Annotated in this window: 16 protein-coding genes; 8 read left to right on the forward strand and 8 right to left on the reverse strand. The window is 74.1% G+C overall.

Annotation, left to right across the window (positions count from 1 at the left end):
- The first annotated feature begins 316 nt into the window (after positions 1–316).
- The 5 genes from IE316_RS13485 to IE316_RS13505 are packed head-to-tail and all read left to right on the forward strand — an operon-like array spanning position 317 to position 5609.
- Complete coding sequence (locus IE316_RS13485; RefSeq protein ID WP_190204509.1) at positions 317–1384, forward strand: phytanoyl-CoA dioxygenase family protein; 1068 nt, start codon at positions 317–319, stop codon at positions 1382–1384.
- On the forward strand, positions 1366–2685 hold the full coding sequence (locus IE316_RS13490) for a DUF6271 family protein (RefSeq protein ID WP_190204510.1): 1320 nt from the start codon (positions 1366–1368) through the stop codon (positions 2683–2685). Before IE316_RS13485 ends, IE316_RS13490 begins: the two co-directional genes overlap by 19 nt.
- Positions 2682–3866, forward strand: coding sequence for a type III PLP-dependent enzyme (locus IE316_RS13495; RefSeq protein ID WP_229910375.1), 1185 nt, complete (start codon positions 2682–2684; stop codon positions 3864–3866). The genes IE316_RS13490 and IE316_RS13495 overlap by 4 nt, the downstream gene beginning before the upstream one ends.
- A complete protein-coding gene (locus IE316_RS13500; protein ID WP_190204511.1) occupies positions 3859–4410 on the forward strand; it encodes a GNAT family N-acetyltransferase in 552 nt (183 codons plus the stop codon). Before IE316_RS13495 ends, IE316_RS13500 begins: the two co-directional genes overlap by 8 nt.
- Complete coding sequence (locus IE316_RS13505) at positions 4410–5609, forward strand: MFS transporter (RefSeq protein WP_190204512.1); 1200 nt, start codon at positions 4410–4412, stop codon at positions 5607–5609. Before IE316_RS13500 ends, IE316_RS13505 begins: the two co-directional genes overlap by 1 nt.
- Positions 5610–5616: 7 nt before the next feature.
- Here IE316_RS13505 and IE316_RS13510 read toward each other — a convergent pair whose 3' ends face one another.
- Complete coding sequence (locus IE316_RS13510) at positions 5617–6369, reverse strand: hypothetical protein (RefSeq protein ID WP_190204513.1); 753 nt, start codon at positions 6367–6369, stop codon at positions 5617–5619.
- Positions 6370–6582: 213 nt separating this feature from the next.
- Here IE316_RS13510 and IE316_RS13515 point away from each other — a divergent pair, with 213 nt between their 5' ends.
- Complete coding sequence (locus tag IE316_RS13515; RefSeq protein ID WP_190204514.1) at positions 6583–7881, forward strand: flavin-containing monooxygenase; 1299 nt, start codon at positions 6583–6585, stop codon at positions 7879–7881.
- A gap of 55 nt (positions 7882–7936) precedes the next feature.
- Here the strand turns inward: IE316_RS13515 and IE316_RS13520 are convergent, their stop codons facing one another.
- The 6 genes from IE316_RS13520 to IE316_RS13545 all read right to left on the reverse strand — a co-directional run bounded on the left by IE316_RS13520 (position 7937) and on the right by IE316_RS13545 (position 13158).
- The gene (locus IE316_RS13520; RefSeq protein ID WP_190204515.1) at positions 7937–9076 is read right to left on the reverse strand and encodes a tryptophan dimethylallyltransferase family protein; all 1140 of its coding nucleotides are present in this window, start codon (positions 9074–9076) and stop codon (positions 7937–7939) included.
- Positions 9077–9285: 209 nt separating this feature from the next.
- Entirely contained in the window at positions 9286–10629 is a 1344-nt protein-coding gene (locus IE316_RS13525) for a cytochrome P450 (RefSeq protein WP_190204516.1), read from the reverse strand.
- A gap of 19 nt (positions 10630–10648) precedes the next feature.
- The gene (locus tag IE316_RS13530; protein ID WP_190204517.1) at positions 10649–11242 is read right to left on the reverse strand and encodes a GTP-binding protein; all 594 of its coding nucleotides are present in this window, start codon (positions 11240–11242) and stop codon (positions 10649–10651) included.
- Positions 11217–11594: a DUF742 domain-containing protein gene (locus IE316_RS13535; RefSeq protein WP_190204518.1), complete on the reverse strand. Its 378-nt coding sequence runs from the start codon at positions 11592–11594 to the stop codon at positions 11217–11219. Before IE316_RS13535 ends, IE316_RS13530 begins: the two co-directional genes overlap by 26 nt.
- Positions 11591–11992, reverse strand: coding sequence for a roadblock/LC7 domain-containing protein (locus IE316_RS13540; protein ID WP_190204519.1), 402 nt, complete (start codon positions 11990–11992; stop codon positions 11591–11593). The genes IE316_RS13535 and IE316_RS13540 overlap by 4 nt, the downstream gene beginning before the upstream one ends.
- Complete coding sequence (locus tag IE316_RS13545; RefSeq protein ID WP_190204520.1) at positions 11989–13158, reverse strand: ATP-binding protein; 1170 nt, start codon at positions 13156–13158, stop codon at positions 11989–11991. Before IE316_RS13545 ends, IE316_RS13540 begins: the two co-directional genes overlap by 4 nt.
- Positions 13159–13453: 295 nt before the next feature.
- Between IE316_RS13545 and IE316_RS13550 the strand changes: the two genes are divergently transcribed.
- On the forward strand, positions 13454–13951 hold the full coding sequence (locus tag IE316_RS13550) for a DUF2975 domain-containing protein (RefSeq protein WP_190204521.1): 498 nt from the start codon (positions 13454–13456) through the stop codon (positions 13949–13951).
- On the forward strand, positions 13951–14235 hold the full coding sequence (locus IE316_RS13555; RefSeq protein WP_229910376.1) for a helix-turn-helix domain-containing protein: 285 nt from the start codon (positions 13951–13953) through the stop codon (positions 14233–14235). The genes IE316_RS13550 and IE316_RS13555 overlap by 1 nt, the downstream gene beginning before the upstream one ends.
- Positions 14236–14322: 87 nt before the next feature.
- On the opposite strand, the gene paaK is transcribed toward IE316_RS13555, so the two are convergent.
- Positions 14323–15675, reverse strand: coding sequence for a phenylacetate--CoA ligase PaaK (paaK, locus tag IE316_RS13560; RefSeq protein ID WP_190204522.1), 1353 nt, complete (start codon positions 15673–15675; stop codon positions 14323–14325).
- Positions 15676–15774 lie beyond the last annotated feature (99 nt).

The following is a 15774-nucleotide window of genomic DNA, read 5'->3' on the forward strand; positions in this document are numbered from 1 at the left end:
GCTTGGTCCGTACCAAGGCGGTGGTGGGCCCGAGTTAACCAGACGTGTCAAGGCTTCCGAAGGCCCAACACGGCGTGTTCCGAGGGGTGTTGACACCCGCACCTGGTCTAGTCCATTGTGAGGCGCACGTTCGACGAGGGGCTCCCGTGACCGGTGTGCCGACCGGTCCCCGCCGCCCCGACACGCCGCTCCGCCAGCCGGACGCGAGCGGACTCCCGCTGCCCCGCATCCCGCGTGCGCACCACGACACGCCACTTTCTCCGCACAGACCGCCGTCCGTCCCGGCGCGGACGACGGCGAGGACTTGGAGCACCACATGGCGACACCCGACCACTACCTCTACCGAGCCGCCACGGACGTCCCGTACTTCAGCGCGGACGCGGACACCTACCTGGCCCGGACCCCGCTGCGCGACCTGGACAAGACCCGCCCGCTGCGGGTGCTCACCGAGGAGGACTTCGCGCACTGGCAGACCTACGGCTACGTCGTGGTCAGGGAGGCGGTGCCCGCCTCGGCCGCGCGCCGGCTCCTGGACTTCGCCTGGGAGTTCCAGGGCCTGGACCCCGACCGCCCCGAGACCTGGTACGAGGAGCGCGCGTACCGCTCCGACCTCGACCGCGAACTGCACATCTACGGCTTCGTCGAGGCGTACCACCACCAGCTCATCTGGGACAGCCGCCAGACCCGCAGGGTCTACGACGCCTTCGTCGACGTGTGGGACGCCGAGGAGCTGTGGGTCACCCTGGACCGGCTCAACCTCAACCCGCCCAACGTCAAGAACCGCGACCGCGCCCTGATCGAGCGGCGGGAGCGCGGCTTCGACATCGAACTGCACTGGGACGTCGACACCACCCTCGGCGTGCTGCCCCAGCGGGTGCAGGGCATCATCGCCCTCAACGACACCGAGGCGGACCACGGCGGCTTCCAGTGCTGCCCCGAACTCTTCCGCCGCTTCGACCGCTGGAAGGCGCTCCAGCCCGAGGACCGCGACCCGATCCGGCCCGCCGTCGACCGCACCGAGATGCCCGTGGTCCGGCCCGATCTGCACGCCGGCGACCTGCTCATCTGGAACGGCCTGCTGGCGCACGGCGTCGCGCCCAACACCTCCGGCGGCGGTGTGCGCGCCGTGCAGTACCTGTCGATGATGCCCGCGCTGGAGTCCCACACCGCGCTGCGCCGCTCCCGCGTCGACTCCTGGCGCACCCTCGCCACCCCCGAGTGGAACGCCACCCTGCTCGGCGACGCCCGCAGGCCCGAGGCCGAGCGGTACCCGACCGCCGAACTGACCGATCTGGGCGCCAAGCTGCTGGGGCTGACCTCCTGGCACGGGCAGCGCGGCACCGACACGGCCACCGGGGACGGGACATGCGCCGCATCTGCCTGACCCTGCCCACCGACCGGTCCTGCCCCGCGACCATCGCGGCCCTCGGCGAGGAGGCGGCGTACGCCGTCGAGCACTTCGACATCGATGTCCGGCTGCTGATCCTCGACTCCTGCCCGCCCCCGGTGTACGCCGAGCACACCGAGGCCGTCCGGCGCCTGCCCGCCCACCCCCGGATCACCGTCCACCACCTCGACGAGGCCCGCCAGCGGGACTTCCTCGCCGCGGCCGTCGCCCGCTCCGGCCGGGCCAAGCCCGAGCTGCTGCTGGACCTGCTGCTCCCCGACGGCCTGTCCTACGGCGCCTGCACCGACCGCGCCTTCCTCATCGCCGCCGCGCTGGGCTGCGAGTCCGTGCACCGCAGGGACTCCGACAGCCGCTACCAGCGCCTGGACGGCCGTACCGTCTTCCCCGTCCACCACGAACTGCGCACCCTCGGCCACCGAGCCGCCGACGCCGCGTCCCGGGTCACCGCGACCGACCTGCCGGCCGCGTGCCTGGACCACCGGGTGGCGATGGTGGGCGCCTCCTTCATCGGGGAACTCTCCGTCGATCTCGCCGAGATCGAGGCCGCCGACCCGGCCGTCTACCACGACGTCGTCGGTCTCTGGGCCCCCGCCCACTGGAGCGCCGAGCGCCGGCGGGAACTGGTCGCGGAGTCCTTCCGGGGCGCGGGCACCGAGCCGTTCACCCACGACCGGTCGCTGCTGACGCTGGTCGACCCGATGCGGGTCGACATGTGCAACATCGCCTTCCACGGCGTCCACGAACGGGTGCCGCTGCCGCCCGCGCGGGACACCATCGGCAGCGACTACTTCCTCATCCACCTCGTCCACGACGCCCGGCTGCCCGGCGTCCTGCACAACCGGCACATCGTCAACTACCACACCGGCGAGCGCCGCACCGGCCCCGGCTTCCGCGCCTACCAGCGCCGCTTCGTCAAGTTCCTGCTGTCGATGCGCTACTTCCACCACGTCTACGACCGGATGGCCGCCGCCGGCGACACCCTCCTGGACGGCTCGGGCCGGGTCCGCGGCGAGGCCGTCGCCGCGCTGGCCCGGGAGAGCACGGCACTGGACCGGGGCGAGAACACCGCCCGGCTCGACGCCGTCGACACCGCCTACCGGAAACTGGGCGGCCGGTACGCCGAGGTCGCCGATCTGCTCGCCGCCGACCGGGACCGGCTGCTGGACGAGGCCCGCGACGACATGGCGGACTTCGCGCTGCTCACCGAGGCGTGGGAAGCGCTGATCGCCGCCGCCCGGGTCACCCCCGTGGCCGCACCCCCGGGCCGGCCCGGGTGAGCCCCGCGCCGACCGCCCCGCTGGCCGCCGCCCTCGCCGCCGCCGACACCGACCGCATCGTCCTGGACCTGGACGGCATCGCCCGCCGACACCGCGCCCTGCGCCGCGAACTGCCGGGCGTCCGGGTGCGGTTCGCGATGAAGGCGTGCCCGGTCGACGAGGTGATCGCCACCCTCGCCAGGGAAGGCGCCGGGGTCGACGCGGCGAGCCCGGCCGAGATCCGGCAGGCGCTGCGGGCCGGGGTGCCGGCCGCCCGGACGCACTACGGCAACACCGTCAAGTCGGACCGGGACATCGCCGCCGCGCACCGGCTCGGCGTACGCCTGTTCGCCACCGACAGTGCCGAGGACGTGGCCGCCCTCGCCGTGCACGCCCCCGGCGCCCGGGTGTTCTGCCGGGTGGCGACCGGGGGAGAGGGCGCGCTGTGGGGGCTGAGCCACAAGTTCGGCTGCCCGCCCGCCGAGGCCGTCCGGGTCCTGGCCCGCGCCCGCGACCTGGGCCTGGTGCCGGCCGGCCTCTCCGTGCACGTCGGCTCCCAGCAGATGACCGCCGAGGCGTGGCGGTCCGCCCTGGACGACCTGGGCGGGGTGCTGCGCGCCCTGGACCGGCGCGGCATCCGGGCCGGCCTGGTCAACCTCGGCGGCGGCCTGCCCGCCACCGGCTACCTCGACCGGCGCGGCGACCCCCTCGACCCGCCGCTGGACAAGATCTTCGCGGTGATCCGGGAGGGCATGGCCGACCTGCGCCGGATCCACGGCGGCCCCCTGGAGTTCCTCGTCGAACCCGGCCGCCACCTCGTCGCCGACCACGGCGCCGTCCGCGCCCACGTCGCCCGCCTCGCCCGCCGCCGGGACCCGGACGGCACCCCCCGGCACTGGCTCTACCTGAGCTGCGGCAAGTTCAACGGGCTGTACGAGATGGACGCCCTGCAGTACCCGCTGGTCTTCCCCGGCCACCCCGGCGGCCCCCGCGTCCCGGCCGTCGTCGCCGGACCCACCTGCGACAGCGACGACGCCTACGCCCACCGGGAGGGCCTGGTCCAGGTGCCCGCGGCGCTGGCCTCCGGCGACCCGGTCTGGGTGCTGTCCTGCGGCGCCTACTCCACCAGCTACATGACCCGCGGCTTCAACGGCATCGCCCCGCTGCCGTACACCGTCACCGGAGGCGGCGCCGATGAGTGACACCGTGGCGGTACGGCACCTCGCCGACCGCGACTGGGACGCCGTGACGGCCCTGGAGCACGACGCCTACGCCGGGCTCGGCCTGTCCGAGGGGCGGGCCGCGCTGCAGTCCCGGGCGGCCGCCTCGCCCGGCACCTGCTTCGTCCTCGACGTGGGCGGCCGGACCGCCGGGTACCTGCTGGCCCTGCCCTACCCGGAGTTCCGGTGCCCGGAGCTGGGCCGGGCGGAGCCGGCCGCCCGCACCGGCGGCAACCTCCATCTGCACGACATCGTCGTCGCGCCCGCCCTGCGCCGCCGGGGCCTGGGCCGGCTCCTGCTCGGGCGGCTCACCGGCACCGCCCGGGCCCGCGGCGACCGGCGGATCTCCCTGGTCGCCGTGGGCGGCAGCGACCGGTTCTGGTCCGCGCGGGGCTTCACCGCCCACCCCGGCGTCGCCCCCGCCGACGGCTACGGCCCCGGCGCCGTCTACATGTCCCGGCCGGTGCCGGCCGCCCGGCCCGGACCGGCCGGGCCGCCCGCCCCGACCCTGCGTGAAGTGAGCTGATGCGCGTGTTCCGACTCCACGACCCCTACCACCGCGGTCAGTCGGCGATCGCCGCGCTGTTCTGCTCGCTCGGCTTCCAGTACGCCACCTGGGCGGCCCGCATCCCCGACCTGAAGAACGGCCTCGCCCTGTCCGCCGCCGAGGTCGGGGTGCTGCTGATGGCCGCCGGGGTCGGCGCGGCGGCCTCCTTCCCGCTGGTGGCCTGGCTGATGCGCCGCCTGGGCTCGCGGAAGCTGGCCCTGCTCTCCCAGCTCTGCCTCGCCCTGCTGCTGCTCGCGCTGGCCGCGGCGCCCTCGTACCCCGTGGCGCTGCTGGTGATGTGCGTCGACGGGGTCCTCGTGGGGTGCCTCAACGTGGCCATGAACGCGCAGGGCGCGGCCCTGGAGGCCCGCTACGGGCGCACCACCATGGCCAAACTGCACGCCGTCTTCAGCGCCGGTTCCCTGCTCGCCGCGCTGGTCGCCTCCGCCCTGCACGCGGTCACCTCCTCGGTCACGGCCCACTTCGCGGTGGCCGTCGCCCTGCTGCTGGCGCTGGGCGCGGGCGCCCGCACCGGGCTGCTCACCGAGGACCCGCCGGAGCCGGCCGCGGCCGGGATGCGGGAGCGGCGCCGCCGGCGGATGCCGAGCCGGATCACCCTGTGGATGTGCTGTGCCATGGCCTTCGGCACGGTCGCCGAGGGCGCCATGAACGACTGGTCCGCGCTCTATCTGAAGGACGTGGCCGAGGCGTCGGACGGACTCGCCCCGCTGGGCATCGCCGTGGTGTCCGGCGCGATGCTGGTCGCCCGGCTCTTCGCCGACCGGTGGCGCAGCCGCTGGGGCGACCGGCGGGTGGTCCTCCTGGGCAGCGCCCTGGCCGGCGGCGCGCTCGCGCTCGCGCTGGCCGGCGGGGGCGTGCTGCCGGCCCTGGCCGGTTTCGCCTGCGTCGGCCTGGGCATCGCCGCCGTCACCCCGTGCGTGTACGCCGCCGCGGCCCGGGCGGGCTCGGACGCGCTCACCCTGGTCGCCGCCATGGGCACCACCGGGCTGCTGGCCGGGCCGCCGCTGATCGGCTTCGTCGCCAACGCCGCTTCCCTCACCTGGGGCATGGCGGCGGTCGCCGTCTCGGCGCTGGTCGTCGCGGTGTGCGCCACCCGCATCCGCTGGGAACCGGCCCCGGCGGCGGCACCCGCCGTGCCGGCCCCGGGCGGCGGGTGAGCGGGGGTCAGCGGGCCAGCGCGGCCGCCGGGCCCATCACGACGACCGGCCGCGCGGCCGGGTCCAGGGCCCGCAGCAGGGCGCGCATGTGCAACCGGGCCAGGGACACGCACGCGTTGGTCGGCCCGCCGTGGTCGACGTGGATCCACACCCCGCCGCCCCGGTCCTCGCCCAGCGGACGCTCCTTGTCCAGCGGTGTGGTGCCCCGTACGCGGTTGTAGTCGACGGCCACCACGTAGTCGAAGGAGCCCTCCAGCGGCTCGCCGACGTGCCCGGTGCCGTCGATGGAGAAGTCCGGGCTCTCGTCGTACGGCAGCCGGGTGTCCGGGTCGGGCAGCCGGCCCCCGGCGTCGCTGAGCGTGAACACCCCGATGGGGGTGCGCAGATCGCCGGCCCAGTGGTCCCGGGTCCAGCCGCGCAGCCCGTTGTGCGCGGGCCAGGGCCCCGCGGCCCGCCGCCAGCCGCCGCCCGGCTCCCGCTGGTACAGCTCCGCCCGCGCCCGGTTGCCGTCCGTCGTGGTGCCCCGCACCAGCAGCACCTGCCGGGTGGCCGCCGGGATCTCCGAGCGCGTCCGGGGACCCAGCCCGGGCAGCGGCCGTGCGGCCGGGCTCGGCGGCGCCGGGCGGCCCGACACCGGCCCGGAGGGCGAGGGCGTGCCCTTGGCGGCGGCACCCCGCTGCTCCTTGGCGCAGCCGGTCCCCAGCATGCCGGTGCACACCAGGGCGCTGATCCCCACCGCGAGGGCTTTCCTCAAGGTCATGCCAACCTCCGACTCCGTGCGCGTCCACGTCATTGCTTGACCGCTGAGCGCCCCGGGTTCCCCGCCGCCAGTCCCGCCTCCCCCGAAGGGAGCAATCGGCAAACAGTGACCAGGGACACGTCTGTTTGATCCTGATTCTGGTGTGCGGGAAGTGGCGGATGGGCAGTGACTGCGTGATCGGGGGGAGGACGGTGAACCATGTGGGGGAAAAGCGTGCGCGTGTGTGTGATCGGTGCGGGTCTGTCGGGGCTGGCGGCGGCACATGCCCTCAAGGAGCGCGGCATCGACTTCGTCTGCCTGGAGAAGGCCCCGGACGTCGGCGGGGTCTGGCGCCAACCGGGCACCGGTGAGCGCGGACCGGGCTACCGGTCGCTGCACCTGAACACGGCCAAGGACCTGACCGCCTACGCCGACTTCCCGATGCCGGCCGAGTACCCCCTCTACCCCCGGCACAGCGAGGTCGCCGCCTACCTGCGGTCCTTCGCCGAGTGGGCCGGGGTCCTCGGCCACGTGGAGACCCGTACCGAGGTGCGGTCCGTCCGGCAGGACCCGGACGGCACCTGGACCGTCGTCAGCGCCGACGCGCGCGGCCGGACCGCCACCCGGCGGTTCGCGCACGTCGTCGTCGCCTCCGGGCACCACACCGAGCCCGCCCTGCCCGACCCGCTGCCGCCGGGCCACGACACCTTCACCGGCACCGTGCTGCACGCCCTCGACTACCACGACGGCGCCGACTTCACCGGCCGGCGCGTGGTGGTCGTCGGCCTCGGCGCCTCCGCCGTGGACATCGCCGCCGACCTCTCCCGGCACGCCGCGCGGACCGTCCTCTCGGTCCGCCGGGGCCTGCACATCGTGCCCAAGCAGCTCTACGGCCTGTCGGTCGACCAGATCGCCGAGGCCCCCTGGTTCCAGGCGATGACCTTCGAGGAGCAGCGCCGCTTCTGCGAGCGCGCCCTGCACGTCGCGCGCGGCAACCTGGCCGACTACGGCCTGCCCGAGCCGGACCACCCCCTGTTCTCCTCGGCCGTCACCATCTCCGACGAGATCCTCAGCCGCATCCGGCACGGCGCCGTGCTGCCCCGGCCCGCGATCGCGTCCTTCGACGGGCCCCGGGTGCGGTTCGCCGACGGCAGCGCCGAGGAGGCCGACGCGGTGGTCTACTGCACCGGCTACCACATGGCGTTCCCCTTCCTGCCCGAGGGCTGCCCCGTCGCCGCGGACGGCTCGGTCCGGCTCTACAAGCGGGTGGTGGCGCCGGACCGGCCCGGCCTGTACTTCGTCGGGCTGGTGCGCCCGGTCGGGGCGATCACCCGGCTGGTCGAGGCCCAGTCCCGGTGGGTGGCGGGCCTGGTCGCCGGCGACAGCGCGCTGCCCTCGGCCGAGGTGATGCGCGCGGAGGTCACCGAGTACCTCGCGGGCATCACCCGGCGGTACGGCCGCACCCGGGGCGCCTCCATCCAGGTCGACGTGGGCCCGTACCTGGGCCAACTGCGCGAAGTGATCGGCGTCTAACCTCCGGACGAGGAGGGCTCCCGGCGCGGTCCGCCGGGAGCCCCCTCGCCCGTGCTCAGCCCCGCAGGGCCCCGGCCGGACGGAACGCCGCCGGCTCCGGCGGCCGGACCGCGTACGCCTCGCAGGACAGGTACGCCGTCACCCGGGGCGCCCGGCCCCGCTGGTGGGCCAGCGCCAGGTAGGCGATCAGCCCCACCCCGTCCTCCGGGCGCCGCCCGGTGAGCGCCGACAGCGCCCGCGGCAGCGGGGACGGATCGATGCCGTACCGGCGCAGCAGGACCGTCGCCCGGGCCAGGGCCTCGCCGTCGTGCCCGGCGTAGTCCCGCACCGGGACGTGCAGCGTGAAGCCGGCCGGGGCCGCGCTGCCGGTGAAGGCGTGGCAGGTCAGCGCCGGGCGCCGGTCGAGGCGGAGCTCCCCGGGTGCCGCGCCCGGTCCGGCGGCGGCCGTGCGGAAGAAGTCCTCGACCACGGCCGGATCGGGCCCGCCGGCGGCCGCGGCCAGCAGCCCCGCCCGGCCGGGCGTCAGCCCCTCGTGCCGGAGGTAGACCTTCACCCGGGGCTCGGCCCAGTCCCCGAGGTCCAGCGCCAGGAACGGGTACCCGTCGGCCTCGGGCAGGGCCGCGGCGGCCCGTGCGTGCCCGAGCCGGCCCAGCGCCCGGCGCACCGTCGCGGCGGCACGTCCGGCGCCGGAGGCCGAGGGGTTGAGGTAGACCTTGACCCGGGGCACGCCTCCCGGCCGCAGTTCCAGCGCGCACCACAGCGCCAGCGGGCCGTGCGGTACGGGGGGCAGGAACAGGTCCTCGACCGCGTCGAGGGAGTCGGTGCCGAACCGCCACCGCCGGGCCAGCGACCGCACCGCGGCGAGTCCGGCGCGGCCGTTGCGAGCCAGGCTGCCTGCGCCGCAGCCCGGTTCCAGCAGCACCCGCAGGGCGGGGGCCGCGCCCGGCCGGAAGGAGAGGGAGAACTCCACGGGCGTGTGGTCGTCGGAGAGGAAGGTGCGGTTCGGGGGCCCCAGGTCCAGGGGCCGCGCGGCCACGGTGCCGAGCGCCTCGGTCAGCACGCCGGCGTAACCGCCGGCGTCGGCGTCGGACAGTCCCGCGACCGCGCCCAGTCTTCGCAACTGGCCGCCGGTGAGGGCGCCGAGCGTCGGCGCGCCCGGGGGGCCGCCGTCCCCGGTGGGGCCGGCGGCGGTCACCGGGCCGCCCGGCGGCGCCCGGGGCGGACAAAGGGATACCCGCCCCGGGGGGCGGGTATCCGGCAGGTCACCGGCAGGAAAGCGGCGTCCATGGATATGTGGTCCACGGCACCTCCTTTGCGTGTAAGCAACTCGAATGCCGCGTTGCTCACTACCCCTGCCGTTGAACGGTTATGCGAAAGGGGCTGGTTGGGAGGCTGTTGCGCGCGTCACCGGGTGAGCCAGGTGAGGAACGAGCTCCACAGGCCGCCGCGTTCGGGCCGGCGGCCCGCCTCCGCCGACGCCGCCGTGGCCGCCTGGGCGGTCCGCTCACCGGCCGGACGGGCCGGCCGGACCGGGGTGAACCGGGCCGGGAGCGTGGCCAGCGCCCGGTTGAACGGGCCCGGCCGCCAGGTCAGGCTGTCCTCGGGGATGGCGAGTTCGATGTCCGGCAACTGGTTGAACAGGTGCTCGATGGCGGTCACCGTGATGTGCCGGGCGGGCTCCTTGGAGGGGCAGGCGTGCGGTCCCGCGCTCCACGCCAGGTGCGCCCGGTTGCTGCCCGCCTGCCGGGACTCGGCGAGCGCCGGTCCGGTGTTGGCGGCGGCGAAGCTGACCAGCACCAGGTCGCCCGCCTGCAGGTGCTGCCCGGCGAAGTCCAGGTCGGTGGCCGGGTAGTGCGGCGCGTAGTTCGACATCGGCGGGTTCTCCCACAGCGTGTCGTCGAGGGCCTCGTCGATCAGACCGCCCTCGCGCGCGTACCGGTCGTGGGTGAGCAGCCGGTGCAGCGTGTTGCCGATGAGGTTGCGCAGCGGCTCCGCGCCCGCGCCGAGCAGCAGCGCGAGCTGGTGCACCATCTCCTCGTCGGTCAGCCCCGCCTCGTGCCGCATCAGCCAGGAGGTGACGTCGTCACCGGGCTTGCTCCGCTTCAGCGCGACCAGTTCGCCGACCGCCCCGAACAGCACCTCGGTGGCCTTGTCCGCGTTGACCCCGTCGAACATCCCGGAGATGCCGAACAGCACCCGGTCGCCGATGCCGGCCGGGCAGCCGAACAGCTCGTTGAACACGAACAGCGGCAACTGCTTGGCGTAGTCGCCGAGCAGATCGGCCGAACCGCGCCCGCCGAACTGGGAGACGAGGTACCCGGAGATCTGCTCGGTGCTCCGGCTCAGCCGCCGGGTGTCCACCCGGGCCATGCTGTCGGTGACCGCCTGGCGCAGCCGCAGATGGTCCGCGCCGTCGGCGAACATGCAGTTGGGGCGGTACGCCAGCAGCGGCGCGACCGGGCTGTCCGGGCCGACCTTGCCCTCGTTGAAGGCCCGCCAGCGCCGGGCGTCCTTGCGGAAGGTGCCGGAGTCGTGCAGCAGTTGGAGGGCGGCCGCGTAGTCGGTGACCAGGGTGGCCTCCACGCCCGGCGCCAGCTCCACGGGCGCGGCGGGCCCGTAGTGCCGCAGATAGTCGTAGTACGCCCGCGGGTCGGCGGCGAACTCCGGCCCGTACAGCGGGACCCGGCCGCCCGAGCCGTGGGCCGGGCACCCCGGCGGGGGCACCGGGGCGGTGTCGTGAGGTTGCATGTCTGTCTGCTCCCGGCTTCTAGTGGGCGCGGTCCAGCAAATAGCGGACGAGCGTGGTCAGGGCGGCGGCGGAGGACTTCTCGTCGCGGGCGTCGCAGGTGACGACGGGGGTGTCGGCGAGCAGGTCCAGCGCCTCGCGCAGGGCCGCCTCGTCACGCGGCGGCGCGCCGGTGAAGTGGTTGACGGCGATGGCGTAGTCCAGTCCGTACTGCTCGATGAGGTCGATCACCGGGAAGGAGTCCGCCAGCCGCTCGGGGTCGACCAGGATCAGGGCGCCGAGCGCGCCGCGGGCCATGTCCTCCCACATCTGCACGAACCGCTGCTGTCCCGGTGTCCCGAACAGGTAGAGGACCACCCGGTCGCTGATGGTGAGCCGGCCGAAGTCCATGGCGACGGTGGTGGTCGTCTTGCCCTGGACGCCCTTGAGGTCGTCGACCGCCTCGGCGGCCCGGGTCATCGTCTCCTCGGTGGACAGCGGCTCGATCTCGGAGATCGACCCGATGAAGGTGGTCTTGCCCACCGCGAAGTGCCCCACCACGAGGATCTTCACCGCGGTCTGGGTCGCCCCGCCGCGGACGTACGCCTGCTCACCCAAACTTGGCGCGGAGACCATTGAGCACCTCCTGAAGGATCTCCCGGTCGGCGAGCGCCGCCGGGGCCACCGGCGGACGGGTGACGAGGTGGCCGCCCTCCGCCAGGGAGGACAGCAGGATCCGCACCACGCCCAGCGGCAGTTGGGTGTGCCCGGCGACCTCGGCGACCGACAGGTAACCGGCGGAGCACAGGTCGAGCAGCGTCTGCTCCTCGGGGGAGAGCCGGGCCGGCCGCCGCGGGTCCGCGGGCGCCGCCGTGACCAGGGTGATCAGGGAGAGCTGCTCCTCGTCGGGCAGCTCCCGCCCCTTGGTGATGACGTACGGCCGTACTAACGGGGCCGCCTCCGGCTCCCAGGCGTCCCGGTCGGTCATGAGGTGCCGCCGATGTTCTCGCGCGGTGGCGCCGTCAGCCGCTTGCCGAGCTGCGCGACGAGCTGCTGCATCCGGAACGTGATGTCTGCCATGTCCACGTCCGGCGAGGCGGAGACGCCCAGGTAGGCGCCCTCACCGGCGGAGATAAGGAAGACCCAGCCGCCGTCGAACTCGACCAGCGTCTGCCGCCAGGCGGCCTTCGGGTCCTCGCAGAAGAAGCCCAGCGTGCGGCTGAGCGACTGCACCCCGCTCATCGCCGCCGCGACCCGGTCGGCGTCGTCCCGGTCGAAGTCCTGGGTCCGGGCCATCAGCAGGCCGTCCGCGGAGATCAGGACGGCGTGCAGGGCCCCGGGAATCTCCAGGGCGCTGTCGAGCATCCAAGACAGATCGTCGTTCACGAGTCCTCATGTCCTTCGCTGCTTGCACCACGTGTGCTGCTCGTGCGGTCCGCGCCCTCCGGTCCGGTGGCCCGGCCGGTCCGCGTGCCCCGCTGGAAGGCGCCCATGATCTGCGCCTGCTCGGAGCCGGAACGGACCGCGGGCCGCGCCGCGGGGGCGCTGCCGGGCACGATGGCCATCGGCCGCTTGCGGCGCCGCCGGGGCAGCCCGTCGGCGGTGGCGGCGGCGGACAGCGCCGGCTCGGGCCCGTCCCCGGCGTCGACGGCGGTGCGTACGGTGGCGGGGGCGGGCGCCTTGCGCTCCGGCATGGCGGTCAGCAGCTCGTGCGGCAGCAGCACGACCGCGCGGACACCTCCGTAGGGGGAGGAGGTGTCCACCGACACCTCGAAGCCGAAGCGCTCGCAGAGCAGGCCGATCACGGCGAAGCCGAACTGCGGCGGGTTGCCGAGCCCGGCCACCCCGGAGGCGCGCTCGCTGGAGAGCAGCTTCTCGGCGCGGGTCCGCTCCTCGTCGCTCATGCCGACACCGGCGTCGTCGACGACCACGCAGATGCCCTTGGGCACGGTACGGATGTTGATCTCGACGACGGTGTCCGGGCTGGAGTAGCTGGTGGCGTTGTCGAGCAGTTCGGCCAGGGCGAGGGCCACGGGCTCGACGGCCCGGCTGGTGATGCCGAAGTCGACCTGGGAGAGGATCTCCACCCGCCGGAAGTGCCGGATGCGGCCCTGCGCGCTGCGCACCACGTCGTACACCGAGGCGGTGTCCCGCCGGCCGCCCAGCCAGCCGTCGCAGAGCACCGCGATGGACTGGGCGCGGCGGCCGAACTGCGAGTTGGTGTGGTCGATCTCCAGCAGGTCCTGGAGCATGGCCGAGTCGCCGTACTTGCTCTGCAGGCGGGACAGCACCAACTGCTGCTCGGCGGCCAGGCCCTGGAGGGTCCGCATGGCGGACTTCAGGACGGTCTTGGTCTCCTCCTCGGCTTGCTCCTGAGCCGCCCGGACCGACTGCTCGTAGCCGGTCTCCAGCTCTGTGTACCGTTCCCCCAGGCCCTGGATCTCCTGTCGCAGCAACCGGACCGTCCTGCGCTGGCGGACGGCCATGGTGCTGGTGGCGACGAATGCGACGAGGAGAGCCCAGAACAGGGGGTTCTCTATGTATTCCGTCATAAGACTCTCTTCAGGCGACTGACGGCCAACGTGCTGATGTCCCGTCATGTGCGGGCGGCCAGTACCCCCGTGCCACCCATCGGCCCGCTCCGCAAACGCGGTGATCGTATCACCGCTCGATCAGGTGAAATTACGTCAGGAAACGCGCAGGATCGGTCTGTTGTGCCAACAGGCTGTGGCCGCCGGGTTGCCCGCCCCACCCTCTTTCCCGACGAACGGACGAGGTTCCGTCCTGTCTTGCCCAACCTATCGAAACTCGATAGATTTCCATTGTTACTCGATGGAAGGAGCTGCGATGGGAAAGGTGACGGTGCTGGCGTTGCGCGCCGTGCTCGGGGTACTGCTCACCGGCTCGGTGTTCGTGCAGGCGGTGATGGTGCCCCTGGTCGCCGCCGACGTGCGGGAGGCCGACCCGGAACCGGCCTTCCCCCGGACCCCGTTCCTGGTGATCCTCGTGCTGGGGATCGTGACGGCCCAGGTCGTGCTGGTCTGCGTGTGGAAGCTGGTGACGATGGTGCGGCGCGGCACGGTCTTCTCGCACGCCGCCTTCCGGTACGTGCACACCGTGCTGGGCGCGGTCGTGGCCGCCGCGCTCCTGCTGTTCGCGCTGGCGGTGGTGCTGGCGCCGGGCGAGGCGGTCGCCCCCGGTGTGGTCCTGCTGATCTGCGGGGCCGTGGTCGCCGCCCTGGGCGTCGCGCTGATCGTGCTGGTCCTGCGGATGCTGCTCGCCCAGGCCGTGGCGCGGGACGTCGAGGCGGCGCGGATGCGGGCCGAGCTGGCCGAGGTGATCTGATGCCGATCGTCGTCGACATCGACGTGATGCTGGCGCGGCGCAAGATGTCCGTGGGCGAGCTGGCGGAACGCGTGGGGATCACGCCCGCCAACCTGGCGGTGCTCAAGAACGGCCGCGCCAAGGCGGTCCGCTTCACCACCCTCGCCGCGTTGTGCGAGGTCCTCGACTGCCAGCCGGGCGACCTGCTGCGCTGGGAGGCGGACGGGACGGCCGGTACGGACGGGACGGACGGGGCGGCCGACCCGGAGGCGGCGCGAGCGGAGGGCGCGGGCCGCCGCGCCTGACCCGCACGCCGGCCACCCCGGCCCCGCGTCTCAGGCCCCCCGCCTCACACCCCGGCGTCTCAGGCCCCCCTCACACCCCCCGGCGTCTCAGGCCCCCCGCAGATCCTGTACCCGGCGGATCTTGCCCACCGAGCGTTCCAGGGTCCCGGGGTCGACGATCTCCACGTCGACCGTGACGCCGACGCCCTCCTTCACGCTCCGGGCGACGGCCCCGGCCGCCGTCTCCCGGTCGCCGGGCACGGCGTCCGGACGGGCCTCGACGCGGACGGTCATATGGTCCATCCGGCCCCGCCTGTCGAGCCGGAGCTGGAAGTGCGGGGCGACACCGGGGGTGCGCAGCACGATCTCCTCGATCTGGCCGGGGAAGACGTTCACCCCGCGCAGGATGATCATGTCGTCGCAGCGGCCGGTGATCTTCTCGATGCGCCGGAAGGCGGGCCGGGCGGTGCCCGGCAGCAGCCGGGTCAGGTCCCGGGTGCGGTACCGGATCACCGGCTGGGCCTCCCGGGTCAGCGTGGTGAGGACCAGCTCACCGCCCTCGCCCTCGGCGAGCACCTCGTCCGTCACCGGGTCGACGATCTCCGGGTAGACGTGGTCCTCCCACACGTGCAGCCCGTCCTTGGTCTCCACGCACTCCTGCGCCACCCCGGGGCCCATCACCTCCGACAGCCCGTATATGTCGACGGCGTGCAGGTCCATGCGCTCCTCGATCTCCCGGCGCATCTCCTCCGTCCACGGCTCCGCCCCGAAGACGCCGATCCGCAGCGAGGTCGTGCGCGGATCGACGCCCTGCCGTTCGAACTCGTCCAGCAGGGTGAGCATGTACGACGGCGTCACCATGATGACCTCGGGCCGGAAGTCCTGGATGATCCGCACCTGCCGCGCGGTCATGCCGCCCGAGGCGGGGATCACCGTGCACCCGGCCCGCTCCGCGCCGTAGTGCGCGCCGAGACCGCCGGTGAACAGGCCGTAGCCGTAGCTGATGTGCACCTTGTGGCCGGGCCGGGCACCGGCGGCGCGCAGCGAGCGGGCGACCAGCCCGGCCCACGTCGACAGGTCGCGCTCGGTGTAGCCGACGACGGTCGGCCGGCCGGTGGTGCCGCTGGAGGCGTGCACGCGCCGCACGTCGGCCATCGGCACGGCGAGCATCCCGAACGGGTAGGAGTCCCGCAGGTCCGCCTTGGTGGTGAACGGGAACCGCGCCAGATCGGCCAGGGTCCGGCAGTCCTCGGGCCGCACCCCCGCCGCGTCGAACTTCTCGCGGTACAGCTCCACGTTGTCGTACGCGTGCCGCAGCGTCGCGCGCAGCCGGCGCACCTGCGTCTCGCGGAGCTCCTCGGGGGTCAGCCGCTCGGCGTCGTCCAGCAGCTCGGCCGGAACCGGCTCGCCCCGGCGGACCGGCCCGGCGGCGGGGGTGTTCGGGTGCGGGTCACTGCTCATCGCGGCTCCTCCACCGATGTGCCGACCGAACATTCGGTAAGCGCGCGGCACCGTCAAGAAACCAAGGCCGGCCGGGCGCTGTCAAGGGGACGTGCGGAA

This window comes from Streptomyces fumanus, from assembly GCF_014655295.1.
GTDB classification, from domain to species: domain Bacteria; phylum Actinomycetota; class Actinomycetes; order Streptomycetales; family Streptomycetaceae; genus Streptomyces; species Streptomyces fumanus.